Consider the following 16,271-nt stretch of genomic DNA (forward strand, 5'->3'; position numbering starts at 1 on the left):
TTTCAGATTTTTGCAGGCTTTGAAGTATTTATTTATACTCAATGAAAATCAAAGAGCAAACTAGGAAACTAGCCGCAGGTTGCTCAAAACACTGTTTTGAGGTAACAGATAAGACTGACGAAGTCAGTTACATATACCTACGGCAAGGCGACGTTGACATGGTTTGAATTTGATTTTCGAAGAGTATTAAAAGAAAAAAGACTAGATTTCTCGAGCCTTTCATTTCTAATTAGAATTTTTTACGTTTACGAGCTGCTTCTGATTTACGTTTACGTTTTACAGAAGGTTTTTCATAGAATTCACGTTTGCGTGTTTCTTGAAGAGTACCAGCTTTAGTAACCGCACGTTTGAAACGACGAAGTGCGTCGTCAAGAGATTCATTCTTACGTACTACTGTTTTAGACATTTTTTTCACTCCCTTCAAGTTCAAGATCTATTCTATTTTACACGTAAAAGGAATAATTGTCAAGAAAAAATGCAGGTTAATTTTGATTATCTTCAATTTTAATCTTGTTGTTAATCTTGTTAAAATTGATTAACATTTATAGATGGAAATGATATAATAGTGACACATATTGATTAGCAAAAATTAGTATTATTTAGAAGTGAATCTATACCATGAAAAGAATCATAAAAATTTACCCTGTGGTCAGTATTTTAGTTGTAATTTGTTTATTGCTAGGAATTCTTACTACCTTTTGGGGAAGTGTAATGTATGATTTATTTGCATTTCATTCAAAGCCAATTTATTGTTGGCAATACTTTAGTGGTACATTTATGCATGGAAGTAAAGAAGCACCAGTATGGTTTATATGGTTTCATTTAGTTTTAAATACTTTAATGTTACTTCCTTTTGGTGGGCTATTGGAGTATAAAAGGGGATCAAAATATGTATTTTTAGTTTTTATTACTTCTATGGTAATATCTTCAATTGTATTCCATATATTAACACAGAATCAAGAAATTCAGGCATCGGGTATCTCTGCTATTGGCTATGCTTTTGTAACGGGTGGGGTGATGAATATGTTTAGTATATGGAAAAATTTCAATTTAGGATTAAAACTATTTTATATCCTTTTAATCGTTCTATCTCTCACCATGCTTCTACCAAATATAACAGGCTGGATTTCAACCTTTCTTCACATGTCAGGAATTGCCAGTTATATCATGGTTTCCAGCATCAACAACTATCGACTGTCTTAATAAAAATCGTATAGTATCATAAAAAATAGTCAATACGATTATATCACAGTTTACAGACATTTAATAATTTTCTATTGGATACCTTTTTATATGAAATATCGACAACTGTTACGGGAATTTACAGAAAAATTTCTTTTAGCAGGATAGTGAACATTTGAAGTAAAAAACCACTCACTCCAAAGAGCAAGTGGTTTTTATACTTTTTATTTTTCAAGTAGGCTGAGCGCTTCAGCATCTGCGATGATCGTCACATCAGGGTGATTTTGGAGGCTACTTGCTGGGAGATTCTCAGTCACTGGGCCAGACACTGTTCCGGCAATGGCTTCTGCTTTCGACTCACCATAAGCAAAGAGAATAATTGACTTGGCATCCAAGATGTTTTTAATTCCCATTGAAATGGCTTGAGTTGGAACGTCTTCAATCTTGTCAAAGAAGCGCGCATTGGCTTCAATAGTAGACTGGTCAAGCTCTACCAGATGCGTTTGACTGTCAAATGGAGTACCAGGTTCATTAAATCCGATATGTCCATTGCGACCGATTCCCAAGATTTGGAGGTCAACTGGATGGTCAGCCAAAATTTGGTTGTAGCGTTCAACTTCAGCTTCAGCATTGTCCTTAACCCCACGAGGCAAGAAACTTTCTTTAAATGGTTTTTGGTTAAACAAGTTTTCTTGCATGAAGTAACGGTAAGACTGTGGATTATCTCCATCAAGTCCTACATACTCATCAAGGTTGACACTGGTTAAATTTGAAAAATCAAGGTCACTCTCAACAATTTCCTTGTAAAATTCAAGTGGGCTACTTCCTGTAGCAAGTCCTAGGGTTTGAGCTCCATTGGCCAATTTTTCCTTCAAAATCTCAAAAGCAACTTTTCCACCCTCGATTTGGTTTTCAACTTTAATAACTTTCATCTTTTTATCCTCCGTTTCAATCTATATTTATTATATGGTATAGACCAATTTTTGTCAAGTGAAAACGATTTAATTTTCAAAAAAAGAGCGTCCAAACTTGAAACATGTTATAATGGATAAGATTAGAACTTAGAAAGAATGAACAGATATATGAATACAGCTGATTTTGATTTCCACTTACCTGAGGAATTGATTGCCCAAACGCCCCTTGAAAAACGGGACGCCTCTAAACTCCTCATCGTCAACCGTGAGACGGGAGAAATGCAGGATAAACACTTCCACTCTATTATTGATATGCTGGAACCTGGTGATGCCCTCGTTATGAACGACACCCGCGTTCTCCCTGCCCGCCTCTATGGTCAAAAGGAAGAAACTGGAGGCCATGTGGAACTTCTCCTGCTCAAAAATACTGCTGGAGATGAGTGGGAGGTTCTGGCTAAACCTGCCAAACGCCTCAAGGTTGGCACTCGTGTCAGCTTTGGTGATGGTCGCCTCAGCGCTGTCGTGACAGAAGAATTGACCCACGGGGGACGTATTGTCCGCTTTGAGTACCAAGGAATTTTCCTAGAAGTTTTGGAAAGTCTGGGTGAAATGCCGCTACCGCCTTATATCCATGAAAAACTGGATGATCGTGAACGCTATCAAACCGTCTACGCCAAGGAAAGTGGCTCTGCTGCAGCACCTACTGCTGGACTGCACTTTACCAAAGAACTGCTGGCAGAAATCCAAGCTAAGGGTGTTCATCTAGTCTATCTGACTCTTCATGTCGGACTAGGAACCTTTAGACCCGTTTCAGTTGACAATCTGGACGAACACGAAATGCACTCAGAATTCTACCAGCTTTCTGAGGAAGCGGCTGCCACTCTTCGCTCTGTTAAGGAAAATGGGGGGCGTGTCATCGCTGTCGGAACCACTTCTATCCGCACTTTGGAGACTATTGGTTCCAAGTTTGATGGGCAAATTCAAGCAGATTCTGGCTGGACCAATATCTTTATCAAACCTGGGTATGAGTGGAAGGTCGTGGATGCCTTCTCAACCAACTTCCACCTGCCAAAATCAACTCTGGTCATGTTGGTTTCTGCCTTTGCCGGCCGTGAATTGGTCTTAGATGCCTACCACCATGCCATTCAAGAACACTACCGCTTCTTTAGTTTTGGCGATGCCATGTTTATCTATTAATTTCATAATGAAAAAACGCATATTATCAGGCATTATAAAAACTTGATAGTATGCGTTTTGCTATGGATAAAAATTGAGTTAATTTATTCTCAAGCTCGGATCTTTCAAGCTCTGAACACTGGCATTGATCACCGCGCCGACAATCAAAATCTTAGCGATGAGAATAAACCAGAACATCATGACCACCACGACGACGGAACTGAAAAAACGCACGTCCACTAGGCGATTGACATAATTGTTAATATAGACTGAAAAGATATTGAGCAGTAAGACCAGGGTCAACAAGACAAAGACACTACCTGGCAACACATAGCGAATCCGTCGGACCTTAACATTGGGCAGGAAATAATAAAGCATGACCAAGATTGCAAAAATCAAGGCATAGACCAAGGGACCTGATAGGTCTTGCAGATAATCAAAAAGAGGACTATCCGATTTCCAATAGCTTTTGACAAGGTTGAGGAGCATACGGCCAAAGACACTCAAAAACAGAGCTAAAGCAAAGAGAATCTGCAAGCCAAAACTGACAAACAAACTCATGAGTTGATGGGAAATCATTCCACGATTTTTTGATACTCCGTAAGCTTTATTAAAGGCTTTCTGCAGGAAATTCATAGATTTTGAAAAGGTCCAGAGGGCTGACAAAACCGCAAAACTCAATAAACCCGTTGACGGTTGGGTCAGCACTTCTGTAATGATCTTTGCGACCACATCATACATGGTATCCGGCAAGAATTCATTGACAACCTTTAAAAAATTAGAAACTGGAATCTGAAAATATGGGAGGATATTAACTACCACCAAAAGCAGGGGAAAAATCGAAATCAACCAATAGTAGGCTACAGCAACACTGGTCAACTCACTATCTGATGCTTGATAATAATGCAAAAAAGCTTTTAATAAAGGCTTGTCTATCTGCTCTTTCCACCACTTTTTCATGTCACACTCCTTCACTTATAATCTTGATTAATTTCTTCTTACCAATTCCACCATATCATAAGGCAGAGTATTGGCAGCTTCCTTCAAGGAATAGTTCTCTAAGTTATTCACATTTTGTCGTAACTTCTTGGCATACTTGGTCGTAATCAATCGTTTTTCTTCATATTCGAAAATCAACTTGCGCTCCAGATAATAGCCTCTCAGCATTTCATCGATATTGTTGGGCTTTACACGATTGATAACCCGTTCGACAAAGGCACCACTGGTGATGATAGCTGTTTCTCGGAGACGAGAATCCTGCATGAAGCTAATCAAGGAACTCTTATAAACACCTTTTAGGTTCTCCAAACTTTCAATAATCATCTCTGTATTTTCTAGATAGAGCTCTGCTATTTGGTCATAGTCAAGGGCTCTGAGTTTCTGCGATTCTTCATTTTTCCAACTACGGAAGGTCTTGCCAAAGGTAAAGACTTCATGAAGGAGAAAACGTAAAATCCGCAAGGAAACAAGGAAATAATAGGTCAAACGTGAAGCAAACTTGCGATTGATACCTTGTTCCATGTTTTTCAAATAACGTTGGTAAACCCGATAAGCACGCTCACTCATCTTGCCTTCTTCGTAAGCCTGTTCTAAACCATCACTTTCAATACTGAGGATGAGAAGTTTTAAAGCCTCCCAGTCTTCTTGAGCCCCCTTATTTTCTTGACTCAGGATGAGATTTTCAATACGTCCATGGTAATTGTCAATAGCCGCATAGAGGGGAAGTTTATTTCTGGTGCCTTCCAACTCTTTTTCCAACTCTAGCGTTACTTCATTCAAAATGCCGATATGCATGAGATAATCCTTGCTTTCTTCCTGTTCATCAGAAAGATGAGGCAAGACCACGAGGCCTGTTAAAAAGCTTACAAGCGTCACACCTGCGACAAGGAAAAGTAAGAGAGGATACTCCTGCTCTAGATTACTTGGTATCAGAAGGATCGTAGCAATTGACACCGTTCCCTTGACACCTGAGAAAGTCAAAAGAAGCATGTCCTTCATATACTTATTTAGCTTTTTCTTGAGACGTCTAGTCCTATAGGCATAATAGCCATAAATCATGACAAAACGAATGGCAAAGAGGACAAATGTAAGGGCTATAAGAGATACCAATAAAAGTAAGGAATTATAGATTGGATTGGTCAAGATAGGTTCTGCTATCATTTCCAGCTCCATCCCTAAAATCACAAAGACAGAACCGTTGAGCATAAAGTTCACTGTATGCCAGACCGTCTCGGTTACTGTATCCACTTGTGCTTCGAGGAGCGTAATTTTCTTAAAACGGCTTGCCTTTAAAATCCCAGCAACTACAACGGCAATAATCCCTGAAACGTGGACTTCTTCTGCTAGGAAGAAGGTCACCAGAGGCAAACTCAATTCTAATAAAAGTTCGCTGGCAATATCCGTTGCTCTCACACTTAGCAAGAAGCTATGGAGGAAACGGTTGGTCATGGCTGTTAAAAAGCCAATTAAAAAACCGCCTAGGATTGAAAAGATGAGCGAACTACTCGCTTGGCCAAGGGAAAAGGCTCCAGTTGTCCAAGCTGTCAAAGCTACCTGAAAGGCAACCAAGCCAGAAGCATCATTCAAAAGTCCTTCACCTTTAAGGATATTGGACACGCGCTTAGGAAAGCTAAACCGCTCCGAAAGAGAGGCAAAGGCCACCAAATCCGTAGGGCCAAGGGCTGCCCCAACAGCCAAGCAAGCCGCCAAGGGAAGACTGAGCCAAAGAAGATGGGCCAAGCCACCCAAACTCAGGGTCGAGATGAAAATCACTGGAAATATGAGATAAACAATGATTCGCCAGTGTTTTAAAATAGCCGTAATATCTGCTTCCTCCGACTCTCGGAAAAGCAATGGCCCAATAACCAGTGCCAAAAACAACTCTGTATTGAGGTGAAAGTCGGTATTGGGTAAAAAGAGACCAATCACAATTCCCAGAAGAATTTGCACCAAAGGAAGCGGCAAAAAGGGCAGGAGCTTATTGGTTGTACTTGAGACAATCAAAACCAGTAAAAATAGGATGAGGTAAATCAATAATTCCACGCACGTCCTCCTTAATCTTTTTTACAACAAGATTCAAAAATCTCCTTCTGCTCTTTGATTTTTTGGTCAATCTTGGAACAATCTTTGTGCTCAATTTTTCTCTGACACCGTTCCATCTCAAGAGCAACTAATTTTTTCTTGATTTTAAGCATTTTTTTGCTCATATGCGCTTGGTCTAACACACCCACCGCTCGTTCATGGTGAGTTGATTCAACAAAATTCTGGCGCATGGCATCCAGCTTTTCACGTAGGTATTGTTTATCCATGTCTATATCTCTCTAATTTTTCAATCATTACTAAAAATGGTGGGTTGTTGACTTGGTTTAAAGTTCGGTAAATAGCAGCTGTGTACTCTTGTTGGTTCAACTGGCTAACAAAATTCAAGACAGCATCTCGCTCAATATCTCCTCCCTCATGACCATAGTAAATCATGATAGCAATCCGTCCACCTTTGACCAGCAAACGACACAGCTTTTCTAAGGCTTCAATGGTAGTCTGAGGTTGGGTGATGACGGACTTATCAGCTGACGGCAGATAACCCAGATTAAAAATCCCTGCCTTGACTTCTGTCACAAACTGGTCCAGTGTCTCATGGCCTTGTAAGATTAACTGGGCATTTGTCAGGCCAGCTTGGTTCAAACGCTCTTGCGTCTTTTCCAAGGCTTGCTCCTGAATATCAAAGGCATAGACTTGCTTAGCTAGCTTGGCTAAAAAAAGCGTGTCATGACCATTTCCCATAGTCGCATCCACTACGATATCCTCTTTTGTCACTACCTCAGCTAAAAAATCATGTGCCATCTCAAGTGGTCTTTTCATTTTCAAACTCCTGTTTTACAGCCTTACATCCTTGAACGCTTCCACGACGTCGCATTTCAGTTTCAATAGCATTTAGCACTTCCCATTTATTGAGGCTCCACATAGGACCAATCAGCATATCTCTAGGTGCATCTCCTGTGATTCGATGGATGACAATATGCTTGGGAATGATTTCCAATTGGTCGCAGATAACCTTGACATATTCGTCCTGACTCATCAACTGCAAACGTCCTTCGTGGTAATCTCGTTGCATACGAGTATTTGTCATAAGATGGAGCAAGTGCAGTTTAATCCCTTGAATATCATTGTCCGTAACACAGCGGCGGACATTTTCAATCATCATCTCATGGGTTTCACCAGGAAGTCCGTTGATCAAATGAGAAACAATCTCAATCTTGGGATACTTTCTCAAACGCTTGACCGTTTCCACGTACAATTCATAGGAGTGGGCACGGTTAATCAGGTCAGAGGTTGTTTCATAAGTGGTCTGCAAGCCCAATTCAACCGTCACATGCATGCGCTCCGATAATTCAGCCAAATATTCAATGGTTTCGTCTGGTAAACAGTCTGGGCGCGTTCCAATATTGATTCCTACCACACCTGGCTCGTTGATAGCCTGTTCATATCGCTCCCGAATCACTTCCACCTTTTCATGGGTGTTGGTAAAATTTTGAAAATAAACCAGATATTTCTGAACATCCGGCCACTTACGGTGCATAAAGTCAATTTCCTTATAAAATTGCTCACGGATAGGCGCATCCGGTGCTACGATAGCATCTCCAGAACCTGAAACCGTACAAAAAGTACAGCCTCCATGAGCCACAGTCCCATCACGATTGGGACAGTCAAATCCCGCATCAATCGGGACTTTAAAGGTCTTTTCTCCAAAGAGTTTTCGATAATAATCATTCAAGGTGTTATAAGATTTCATAACTTTCATTATAACAAAAAACATCTACAATCTCAAAAGCCTGACTTTCCTATAAATTCCTCTGTTTCTCGTTTCCATTAGCGATTTTTTATGATACAATATGGGTATGATTTTAATGAAATTAGCATCTATTTTATTATTGATACTGACCTTGGTCGTCTGCATTATCATAACCAAACTTTTTAGATTAAAAAAACTAGGACGAAACTTTGCGGATTTGGCTTTTCCAGTCTTGGTATTTGAATATTACCTTATTACAGCTAAAACCTTTACCCATAATTTCCTCCCTAGACTGGGCCTAGCCCTCTCAGTCCTAGCCATTATTCTCGTCTTTTTCTTCCTTTTGAAAAAACGTAGCTTTTACTATCCTAAATTCATCAAATTCTTCTGGCGTGCAGGATTTTTATTAACCCTTGTCATGTATATCGAGATGATTGTTGAATTGATGGCTCTCTAGCTGAATCTTATATGAGACATAAAAAATAAAGGATTTAACCCATTCGACATGGGTTAAATCCTTTTTTCTGGTTTAAAAATCGTTTGAGCAGAGCGTTTCCAAGCGATACTTCTCTTGTCTCGCTTGGGAACACTGCACAGAATAAATCTTAATGAGAAAGTTACATTCCTCAAATCAATCTTATCCTACCCACTCACCATTTTCATTTACTTGATATCCATCCGGAGTTACTGTATTGACAGCAAGAGCTCCATTTTCATCAACATAATACCATTTGTCTCCAACTTGGAACCATTGACTTGTCTTCATCGAACCCGATGCATCAACATAGTACCACTTACCATCTTGATCCAAAATCCACTCATTAGATGACATAGCCCCTGATTGATTCAAGTAATACCATGCACCTGATTGATCTTTAATCCAGCCAGTTTCCATTTTTCCTGTTTGATCAAAGTAATACCAAGTGTCTCCATCTTTGACCCAACCCTTAGCCAAGTCTCCATTTTGTTGACGATAATACCATTTACCATCTTCCTTGGCCCAGCCAGGTTTTTGGCTTTCTTTAGCAGGAGCTTGTATCACAATGTTCGGAGCAACTGATAGATGATTTTTAAAATCTGAACTGTTACTTGTCACACCATTATTTGATGGATTTGGAATGAGAATATTTGGATTCGGATTTGCTCCTGGTTTTTGTTCCGTAGGTTGACTGCTACCATTGTCTTGATGTCCACCCGCAGGTGTCTCAATGTTACTTGTTTTCTTCTTAGTACCTACCAACAGAATTCTATTTACAGGTTCTTCCAGAATCTCACGTGATTTTTCTTCGTGCTTGCCATCAGTCGTTACTTCTGTATAGATACGTTCCTTACCAACTTTACCTTCTTGCAATAGGCGAACTTCTCCTTCAAGCAGAGTATCGTCTTTTTGTTCAAGAGTTTGGAAGTTTAATTCTTTGTCTACCACTTCAAGACTAGGCAAGTCATATTGAGCAGGAGCTACAAGTTTTCCATCTATCACTTTTTCCTTAGTCAATTTAATTCGGTATTCTTTGACATTCTTACCACTCTCTGATACCAGACGGACTAATACAGGAAGATTTTCTTTTCCACTATCCACAATTGTAGATGTAACTTGATCTTTCCCTTCTACAGTGATTTTTGGACGTTCCCCTTTATAAATCAATTCATAATCGAAACGATTTTCAGAGAAGTCAGGAAGCTCTTTACCATCTACTAAAATTCTTCCCTCTGTGCTCTCTTTTGCAAGCTCACTTGGAGCTCGGAAACTTAATTCAGTTAGTGCAACACCATTTTTATCTTCTTTTCTGTCCATACGCCATCTCATAGCTTTGGTAGTTACAGGTTTAAATGTTACATTGATCTCGTCTCCAGCTTGAATTTCTTTGTCTGCATAATAAGGAACAAGTTCCCAATTATCAGGGTTATTAAATGGATGATTTGATTCGTAGCTGTAGTTTGAATAGTAAACCGGAACATCAAAGTCAGGACCGATGTATCGTTCCAATACGAGTTTAGCTGGGGCATCTGTTCCACTATCTGCAAAGAAGTTTAGTTTAGCTTGTGAAACCTTTCTATCCACAATTTTACCATTCTTTTTAAAGATAACACCAACTGATACTTCTGGATTAGCAGATGGAGTAGCGGACCAGTTTGTCCAACGGTTGTCTTGATTTCGGTCATTATCATTTAAATAGTCTACACGGTCGTTCGAATTATCATCCAAATCATTAGTAGCTGAAGCAAAAGCCTGACTATGAGTAGCAAGATAATCTGGATTATCAGAAAGTGATCTACCGACCTTGTCCGTTACTCGAACAGATAATTCTACTGGGACTTCACTACCAACTACATGGCCTTTAATTGTATATTCTCCAGCCTTGCTTAGGGTAGAAGCAGGAACTGTTTCCCATTCAACTGCCAAATCTTTTACGTCATAACCGCTCTTACCTGCGAAATAAACAGGAACCTTATTTGGCAATTCCAAAGGTTGACCCAGTTGCAACAATTGAGACTGTTTAGCAGCAGCAATTGGTTTACGAGCCAACAAGTCTTTATCTTTTGTAAAGTGAAGGTTGTATTCTCCAAGAATATCGCCATTTTCTGCTTTCACAATAACACGGACAGGATCGCCCTCTTTCACGCTAGGAACCACTGTAGCAAGGCCATTATTTGTGATACTAGCTGTTACTTCTGGAATTTTTCCATCACTATAGTCTAAATAGTAATCTGTTAAGTCTGGATTAAAGTGAGGAAGATCTTTTCCAGCCACCTTAATCTTAGTAGTTGCCTCTTTAGCTGGTGCTACCTTTTTAGAGAAAACTTGTAATTCTGTAATGGATGTTCCAAGTTTATCATCAGCTCTGGTCATGCGAATACGTACCGCGTAGGTATCTACCTTGTCAAAACTGAAATGATTCATTTCTCCTGCTTTTAACTGATCTGGAGCCTTAAGATTTGTGACTGGTTTCCAATTTTTACTGTCATTAAATACGTGGTTTTCACCCTCTACATAACCAGGATTCTTCGGTGCAGTTGGAGCTTTTTCACCAACATAATACTCAATGACGTAAGATTTTGGAGCACCTACACCACTATCTTCATAAAAGGCTACATTCAAGTTATCAACCGAACGTTTTGTCAAAATACCTGAATCTCCAAAGAGTACCCCTACTGAAGCTTCTTCAGAACGTTTCCAGTTTGACCAACGATTTGCAGGCTGATCACCGTAAGAAATCACTTTATCATTTACATTAGATACTGGGTCATAAGAATGAGAATCTGATGCAAAGGCAAGTGGTAATTCTGAACCTGTCCATTGATCTGAAATATTATTGCCAATTTCTGTTTGATTGGATACACGAACATGTAATTTCGTTGTCAGCTGCGTTCCCTCCACATGGCCTGTTACAGTAAAGATTACTTCTTTTGCATACTGGCTTGCATCAATAGTATCCCAAGCCACCTTAGCTGAAGATACTTGGCCATTTGAATAATAAGTACGGACACTCTCTGGCAAGCTTGGTGCTTCAGCAATTGGTGTTGTAATGCTCACATCTTCAACTGATACAATTCCTTCTACTGATACTGTCGCACGCGCTTCTTGATTCAATCCTTCAACCTTACCAAGAACTTCGAAAGTATGATAGTGATTTAATTTTTCAGATGGAATCGTATCCCAAACCACCTTATGAACTTTTGGAAATCCTTTATCGTACTCAACTGTTACTGTCGATGGAAGATTTGGTGTTTGGTGCAAATCTGTCACAAGGTTAACTGGACGAATAGCCTGGACGACTTTCTCTTCAGTATTTGCTGCAATCGTTAGAGGAAGTTCTCCCTTTGCACCTTCATATTGAGCTTGTAAAGTGAGGCTACCTGGTTTATGCAACTCTAGCATTCCCTTATTAACAGAGACTCCTCCCTCGCCTTGGCTTGAGAAAGTCACCTTATCGGTTGGTAAAACAGCTTCAGTTCCATCCTGATAACGGGCTAAAACTGTCATTTTAACAGTTTGATCTTCTTTGAGACTAGCAGCTTGATCCACTCTGAGACTCAAGCTTTCAATTTGTGGAGAATCAACAAGGAACTGAACCGCATAAGTTTGTAATTGTCCACCATCTTTAGGTTGAACATAGATACTAGCACGCATTCCATTTGACTCATTTGCCTGAACGACCTTCACATCAGCATTTTCAGCACTAGCACTGACTTCTGGAATTTTTGCACCATAAGAAAGTTTATGATAATGGACAGGATGTTCATTTGAAAGTTCCGTAACGCTTTCACCACCTACTGCTATAGTTGGTGTAACTTGAGCCAATTCCTTACCATCATCAACTATCAAAGTAGCGTGGATAGTTCTATCTCCCAATTGGCTAGTCATCTGGATATGTGCCCCTGGAGTAGACAACTTCTCTTGATCTTCTGGTGAAATTTCCCAATTTTCAACTTCGTAATTGTGAATACGACCATCTGATGAAACAAGTGAAACAAGTTTATCCACAGAGCTCAAGTCTGTTCCAGGTGCCATGCGTTTAACAGCTGGAAGTTCATTTGCAATTGTAAGAACTTCAACACGAGCCTCAACTTCACGCCCATCAGACACACCTTTTATAGTTACAATTCCAGCTTGACTGACATCTGCTTTAGACCAGGTTACAGGACGTTTTTCACGACTACCATCACTATAGACAAATGGCACTGTCTGAGGCATTTTAAGTTTTTGACCTAAAACTGTCCGAACTTTTGGTATTTCTGTTCCTAAAACAGTTTTTTCTGACTGGTCTGACTTACCTGTAAAAACTGTAACTTGATCTGATTTCAACAAGCCTGAATATGCTGTAAGGGTAAATTTACCTGCTTGATCAGTCGATTTAACAATCGCTACCCCTTTACCATTAAAGGCTCTACGAATCCAAGAACCATCTGCTTGTTCTTTATAACGTTCACGACTAGCTTGCTCACCATTATCCACACCAACCAGTTGACCTTGTCCATGAAGTTGGAAGTGAACTAGATTGTTAGCAGTTGGCACAACATTACCCTTGCTATCTACAATTTCGTAATAGATATAAGTCAAATCTTTTCCATCTGCAGCGATTGCATTTTCTTCCTTAACCAAACGGACACCTGCAGGTTCACCAGCAGTTACAATCTTATCACGAGCAATTTCCTTGCCAGACTCATCTCGAGCTACCGCTTCCAAAGTTCCTGGTTTATAAGCGACTTTCCACTCCAAGTATAGCTCTTGAGGATTTTCACCTTCTTGATATGTACGACCGTCACTTGTTTGTTTTTTGTTGAATTTTTTAAGACCTAGTGACTCATTATTTAAGAACAACTCAACACTAGCAGCATTGGAATAAGCTCTAACTGGGATTCGATTTTCAGCATCTGCAACATTGTCGGCCAATTCAGTCTTTTCCCAGTTCCAGTGAGGAAGTAAATGAACCATTGGTTTTTTCTTGGCAGAAACCCACTGACTTTGGTAGAGATAATAGTCATTTTTTGGAATACCTGCGGTATCAACAATACCAAAGTAGGAACTTTTTACTGGTGTACTATTTTGATTGTGCCATGGTGTTGGTTCACCAATATAATCCGTACCGGTCCAAATGAATTGTCCAGCATAGCCTGGATGATCTCTATCGAAGGTCCATGATGCTGTAGCAGTTTTACCCCAACCAACACGATCATTACCATAATCGGATTGTTCGTAATTACGCCAATATTGGTTACTTCCTACCCACTCACTCTCTGGATGGAAATAACTTCCTCTTGTACGAGTTGCTGAAGATGTTTCTGAACCATAAATGAGCCATTTCGGATGTTTCGCATGAAGAGTTTGATAATTTTCTTCAGAGTAATTCAATCCAACTGCATCCAGTTCATCTGCAATCTTTTCATGGTCCCCAGTTCCATCTCCGAAACGGAATTTATCAGCTCCCATGGTTACATAGCGTGTCTTATCAACAGATTTCACCACTTTCACCAAACGTTTGACAGTTGCTAGTGAATGGGCTTTCCCATCTGCTTCACCGATTTCGTTACCAATAGACCACATGACAACAGCAGGATTGTTTTTATCTCTTTCTACCATTGTTCGAAGATCGTAATCAGACCATTTTTCACCTTTTCTTGCCTCTGGATGGGTAGCATCTTTTTCAAAGAAACGACCATAGTCGTATGGTTTCTTACCGCCATACCAAGTGTCAAAGGCTTCTTCCTGAACTAGCAAACCAAGCTCGGCTGCAATTTGCAAGGTCTGAGGACTTGCTGGATTGTGAGTCGTACGAATCGAATTCACTCCCATTTCCTTCATCTGTTTCAGACGACGGTATTCTGCCTTATAGTTTTCTTCTGCTCCTAACGCTCCGTGATCATGGTGCAAGGAAACTCCATGGAACTTGATGTGTTCACCGTTCAAAGAGAATCCTTGGTCTGGAGTCCAGTTATAGTAGCGATAACCAAATAAATCTTTTTTAGCATCTACAAGCTGACCATCTTTATAAACACGAGTTACCATCTCATATAAAGCAGGTTTATCAGATGACACTGTCCACAATTTTGGTTTTTCAACTTCTAATGCTGAATCCAAATGAAGGGTTTGTTTTGCTTTTAGAGTTTTACTCTCAGTTCGAACAAGTTCTGTAACTGCCTTCCCACCTCGTTCAAAAATTTGATACTCTGCTACAATTTCATGGTCTTTATTGTCTGTATTAACAATTTTACTGCTTACTTGGGTTTCAACTTTTCCTCCTTGTTGACTTTCTAGTTTTGGAGTTAAAATAGTTGTCCCATTTTTTTCAACATGAATCTTGTCTGTTACTTGTAATGATACGTCTCGATAGATACCACTTCCTGAATACCATCTACTACTTGGTTGCTTATTAACTGCATGAACAGAAATAACATTTTCTCGCCCATCTTTATGGAGATAGTTACTAATGTCATATGAAAATTGATTGTAACCGTTTGGATAGTGACCAACTAGTTGACCATTGACGAATACTTGTGAATCCATGTAAACTCCATCAAAGGTTACACGAACATCTTTATTTAAGTCCTTTTCGTCTAACTTAAAGGTTTTCCGATACCAGCCATCTCCACCATTCAGTTGACCACCCTCGTTTTGAGCTGGAGAATCATGGTCAAAATCAAAATGAATACTCCAGTCATGAGGAAGATCCATTTTTTTCCATGAAGTAATATCTGCGTCTGGTTTAACAGCTTCCTTTGCATTGGCATTTAGTTTAAAGTGCCAATTCTGGTTGAAGGAAATGTTTCTATCTTCAATTAACTTATCAACTACTTCATTCGTAGCAGATTTGAATTCTTGCTTATCTTTTGAAACAGAACGATCTTGTGATTCTGCTTTATTTGTTTCTTCAAATTTCTTCTTATCCTCAGATTTATTTTTATCTTCAGATTTATCCGTTACCTCAGTCTTATTTGTTTCTTCAAGCTTCTTGCTATCCTCAGGCTTGTTCGCTTCTTCTGTTTTGTTTTCGACTTCAGCCTTACCTTCTTCTGAGGGAACTACTTGATTATTAGCCGCTGAAACTAAAGGTTGCTCTGCTTGAGGTTTAACTGTAGTATCACTACCATCCGCATTTTCCATTAGAGATACATTTTCAGCTTTAACAGGTTGCTCACTGGCTTTTTCAGTCATAACTCCTTCAGCTTTATGTTCACTTGAAAAATCAGTAACTACCTTGTTTTCAGGTTGGTGCTCAATCCTATTTGTTGACACAATCTCTTCAGTATTTTCGTTGGCATATACCGAAGAAGCCTGACTAAGGCTCGCCCCCAATAATAGAGCACATGTTCCAATAAGCACAGAGCAAGCACCGACTGAAAATTTTCGAATACTATAGACTCTCTTTTTGTTCCAATTACCTTTTTGCATGTAATCCTCCTATTGGTAACCGCTTTCATTTTGTCTGATAGCAAGCTACTTATTATATTTATCTTATAATACGATTTTATAACCAATAAAAAATTTGTCAATCGAATACAGATAAAAACAATGTTTTGGATTGGTTTTTATAAAAATTGGAGAATTTCCAGAGAGTATCGTAGCGAAATTTATTATAACAAATACGACATCGGACTCTACTTGACATTTTAAAAAAGAATAGCTTTTTACTATCTCAAACAAAAATATTTTTTCTTATCTTAACATAATGTAAAATCAAAAAGTAAACTAGAAATAATCTTTTACCACC

General features: G+C 39.3%; 12 protein-coding genes. 4 read left to right on the top strand and 8 right to left on the bottom strand.

Translation table 11 applies throughout. The features are described 5' to 3' along the window. The first annotated feature begins 41 nt into the window (after positions 1-41). Complete coding sequence (locus QMQ21_RS02590; protein ID WP_031236876.1) at positions 42-167, top strand: hypothetical protein; 126 nt, start codon at positions 42-44, stop codon at positions 165-167. A gap of 62 nt (positions 168-229) precedes the next feature. Here QMQ21_RS02590 and rpsU read toward each other — a convergent pair whose 3' ends face one another. Next, entirely contained in the window at positions 230-406 is a 177-nt protein-coding gene (gene rpsU / locus QMQ21_RS02595; protein ID WP_000048054.1) for a 30S ribosomal protein S21, read from the bottom strand. A 212-nt stretch (positions 407-618) separates the two neighbouring features. On the opposite strand from rpsU, the gene QMQ21_RS02600 reads away from it, so the two are divergent. Beyond that, positions 619-1,203 (top strand): rhomboid family intramembrane serine protease, encoded by a 585-nt coding sequence (locus QMQ21_RS02600; RefSeq protein ID WP_023945626.1) that lies wholly within the window; start codon positions 619-621, stop codon positions 1,201-1,203. 203 nt (positions 1,204-1,406) lie between these two features. On the opposite strand, the gene QMQ21_RS02605 is transcribed toward QMQ21_RS02600, so the two are convergent. After that, positions 1,407-2,114: a glucosamine-6-phosphate deaminase gene (locus tag QMQ21_RS02605; RefSeq protein ID WP_049516047.1), complete on the bottom strand. Its 708-nt coding sequence runs from the start codon at positions 2,112-2,114 to the stop codon at positions 1,407-1,409. A gap of 150 nt (positions 2,115-2,264) precedes the next feature. Between QMQ21_RS02605 and queA the strand changes: the two genes are divergently transcribed. Further along, entirely contained in the window at positions 2,265-3,293 is a 1,029-nt protein-coding gene (gene queA, locus QMQ21_RS02610; protein WP_001090137.1) for a tRNA preQ1(34) S-adenosylmethionine ribosyltransferase-isomerase QueA, read from the top strand. A gap of 78 nt (positions 3,294-3,371) precedes the next feature. Here the strand turns inward: queA and QMQ21_RS02615 are convergent, their stop codons facing one another. The 5 genes from QMQ21_RS02615 to mnmL are packed head-to-tail and all read right to left on the bottom strand — an operon-like array spanning position 3,372 to position 8,070. After that, complete coding sequence (locus QMQ21_RS02615; RefSeq protein ID WP_261813852.1) at positions 3,372-4,232, bottom strand: YihY/virulence factor BrkB family protein; 861 nt, start codon at positions 4,230-4,232, stop codon at positions 3,372-3,374. Between the two features lie 27 nt (positions 4,233-4,259). Beyond that, positions 4,260-6,314: a cation:proton antiporter gene (locus tag QMQ21_RS02620; protein ID WP_261813853.1), complete on the bottom strand. Its 2,055-nt coding sequence runs from the start codon at positions 6,312-6,314 to the stop codon at positions 4,260-4,262. Positions 6,315-6,325: 11 nt separating this feature from the next. Further along, positions 6,326-6,580, bottom strand: a complete 255-nt coding sequence (locus QMQ21_RS02625) for a hypothetical protein (protein WP_000361085.1) — start codon at positions 6,578-6,580, stop codon at positions 6,326-6,328. After that, complete coding sequence (mnmM, locus tag QMQ21_RS02630; RefSeq protein WP_020902457.1) at positions 6,573-7,130, bottom strand: tRNA 5-(aminomethyl)-2-thiouridylate-methyltransferase MnmM; 558 nt, start codon at positions 7,128-7,130, stop codon at positions 6,573-6,575. Before mnmM ends, QMQ21_RS02625 begins: the two co-directional genes overlap by 8 nt. Next, complete coding sequence (mnmL, locus tag QMQ21_RS02635) at positions 7,114-8,070, bottom strand: tRNA modification radical SAM protein MnmL/YtqA (protein WP_025169866.1); 957 nt, start codon at positions 8,068-8,070, stop codon at positions 7,114-7,116. Before mnmL ends, mnmM begins: the two co-directional genes overlap by 17 nt. Before the next feature lie 91 nt (positions 8,071-8,161). On the opposite strand from mnmL, the gene QMQ21_RS02640 reads away from it, so the two are divergent. Further along, positions 8,162-8,518, top strand: a complete 357-nt coding sequence (locus tag QMQ21_RS02640) for a DUF3397 domain-containing protein (RefSeq protein ID WP_020903161.1) — start codon at positions 8,162-8,164, stop codon at positions 8,516-8,518. Positions 8,519-8,698: 180 nt separating this feature from the next. Here the strand turns inward: QMQ21_RS02640 and QMQ21_RS02645 are convergent, their stop codons facing one another. After that, the gene (locus tag QMQ21_RS02645) at positions 8,699-15,952 is read right to left on the bottom strand and encodes an Ig-like domain-containing protein (RefSeq protein WP_261813855.1); all 7,254 of its coding nucleotides are present in this window, start codon (positions 15,950-15,952) and stop codon (positions 8,699-8,701) included. Between the last annotated feature and the right edge of the window lie 319 nt (positions 15,953-16,271).

It is taken from the genome of Streptococcus bouchesdurhonensis (assembly GCF_948472335.1).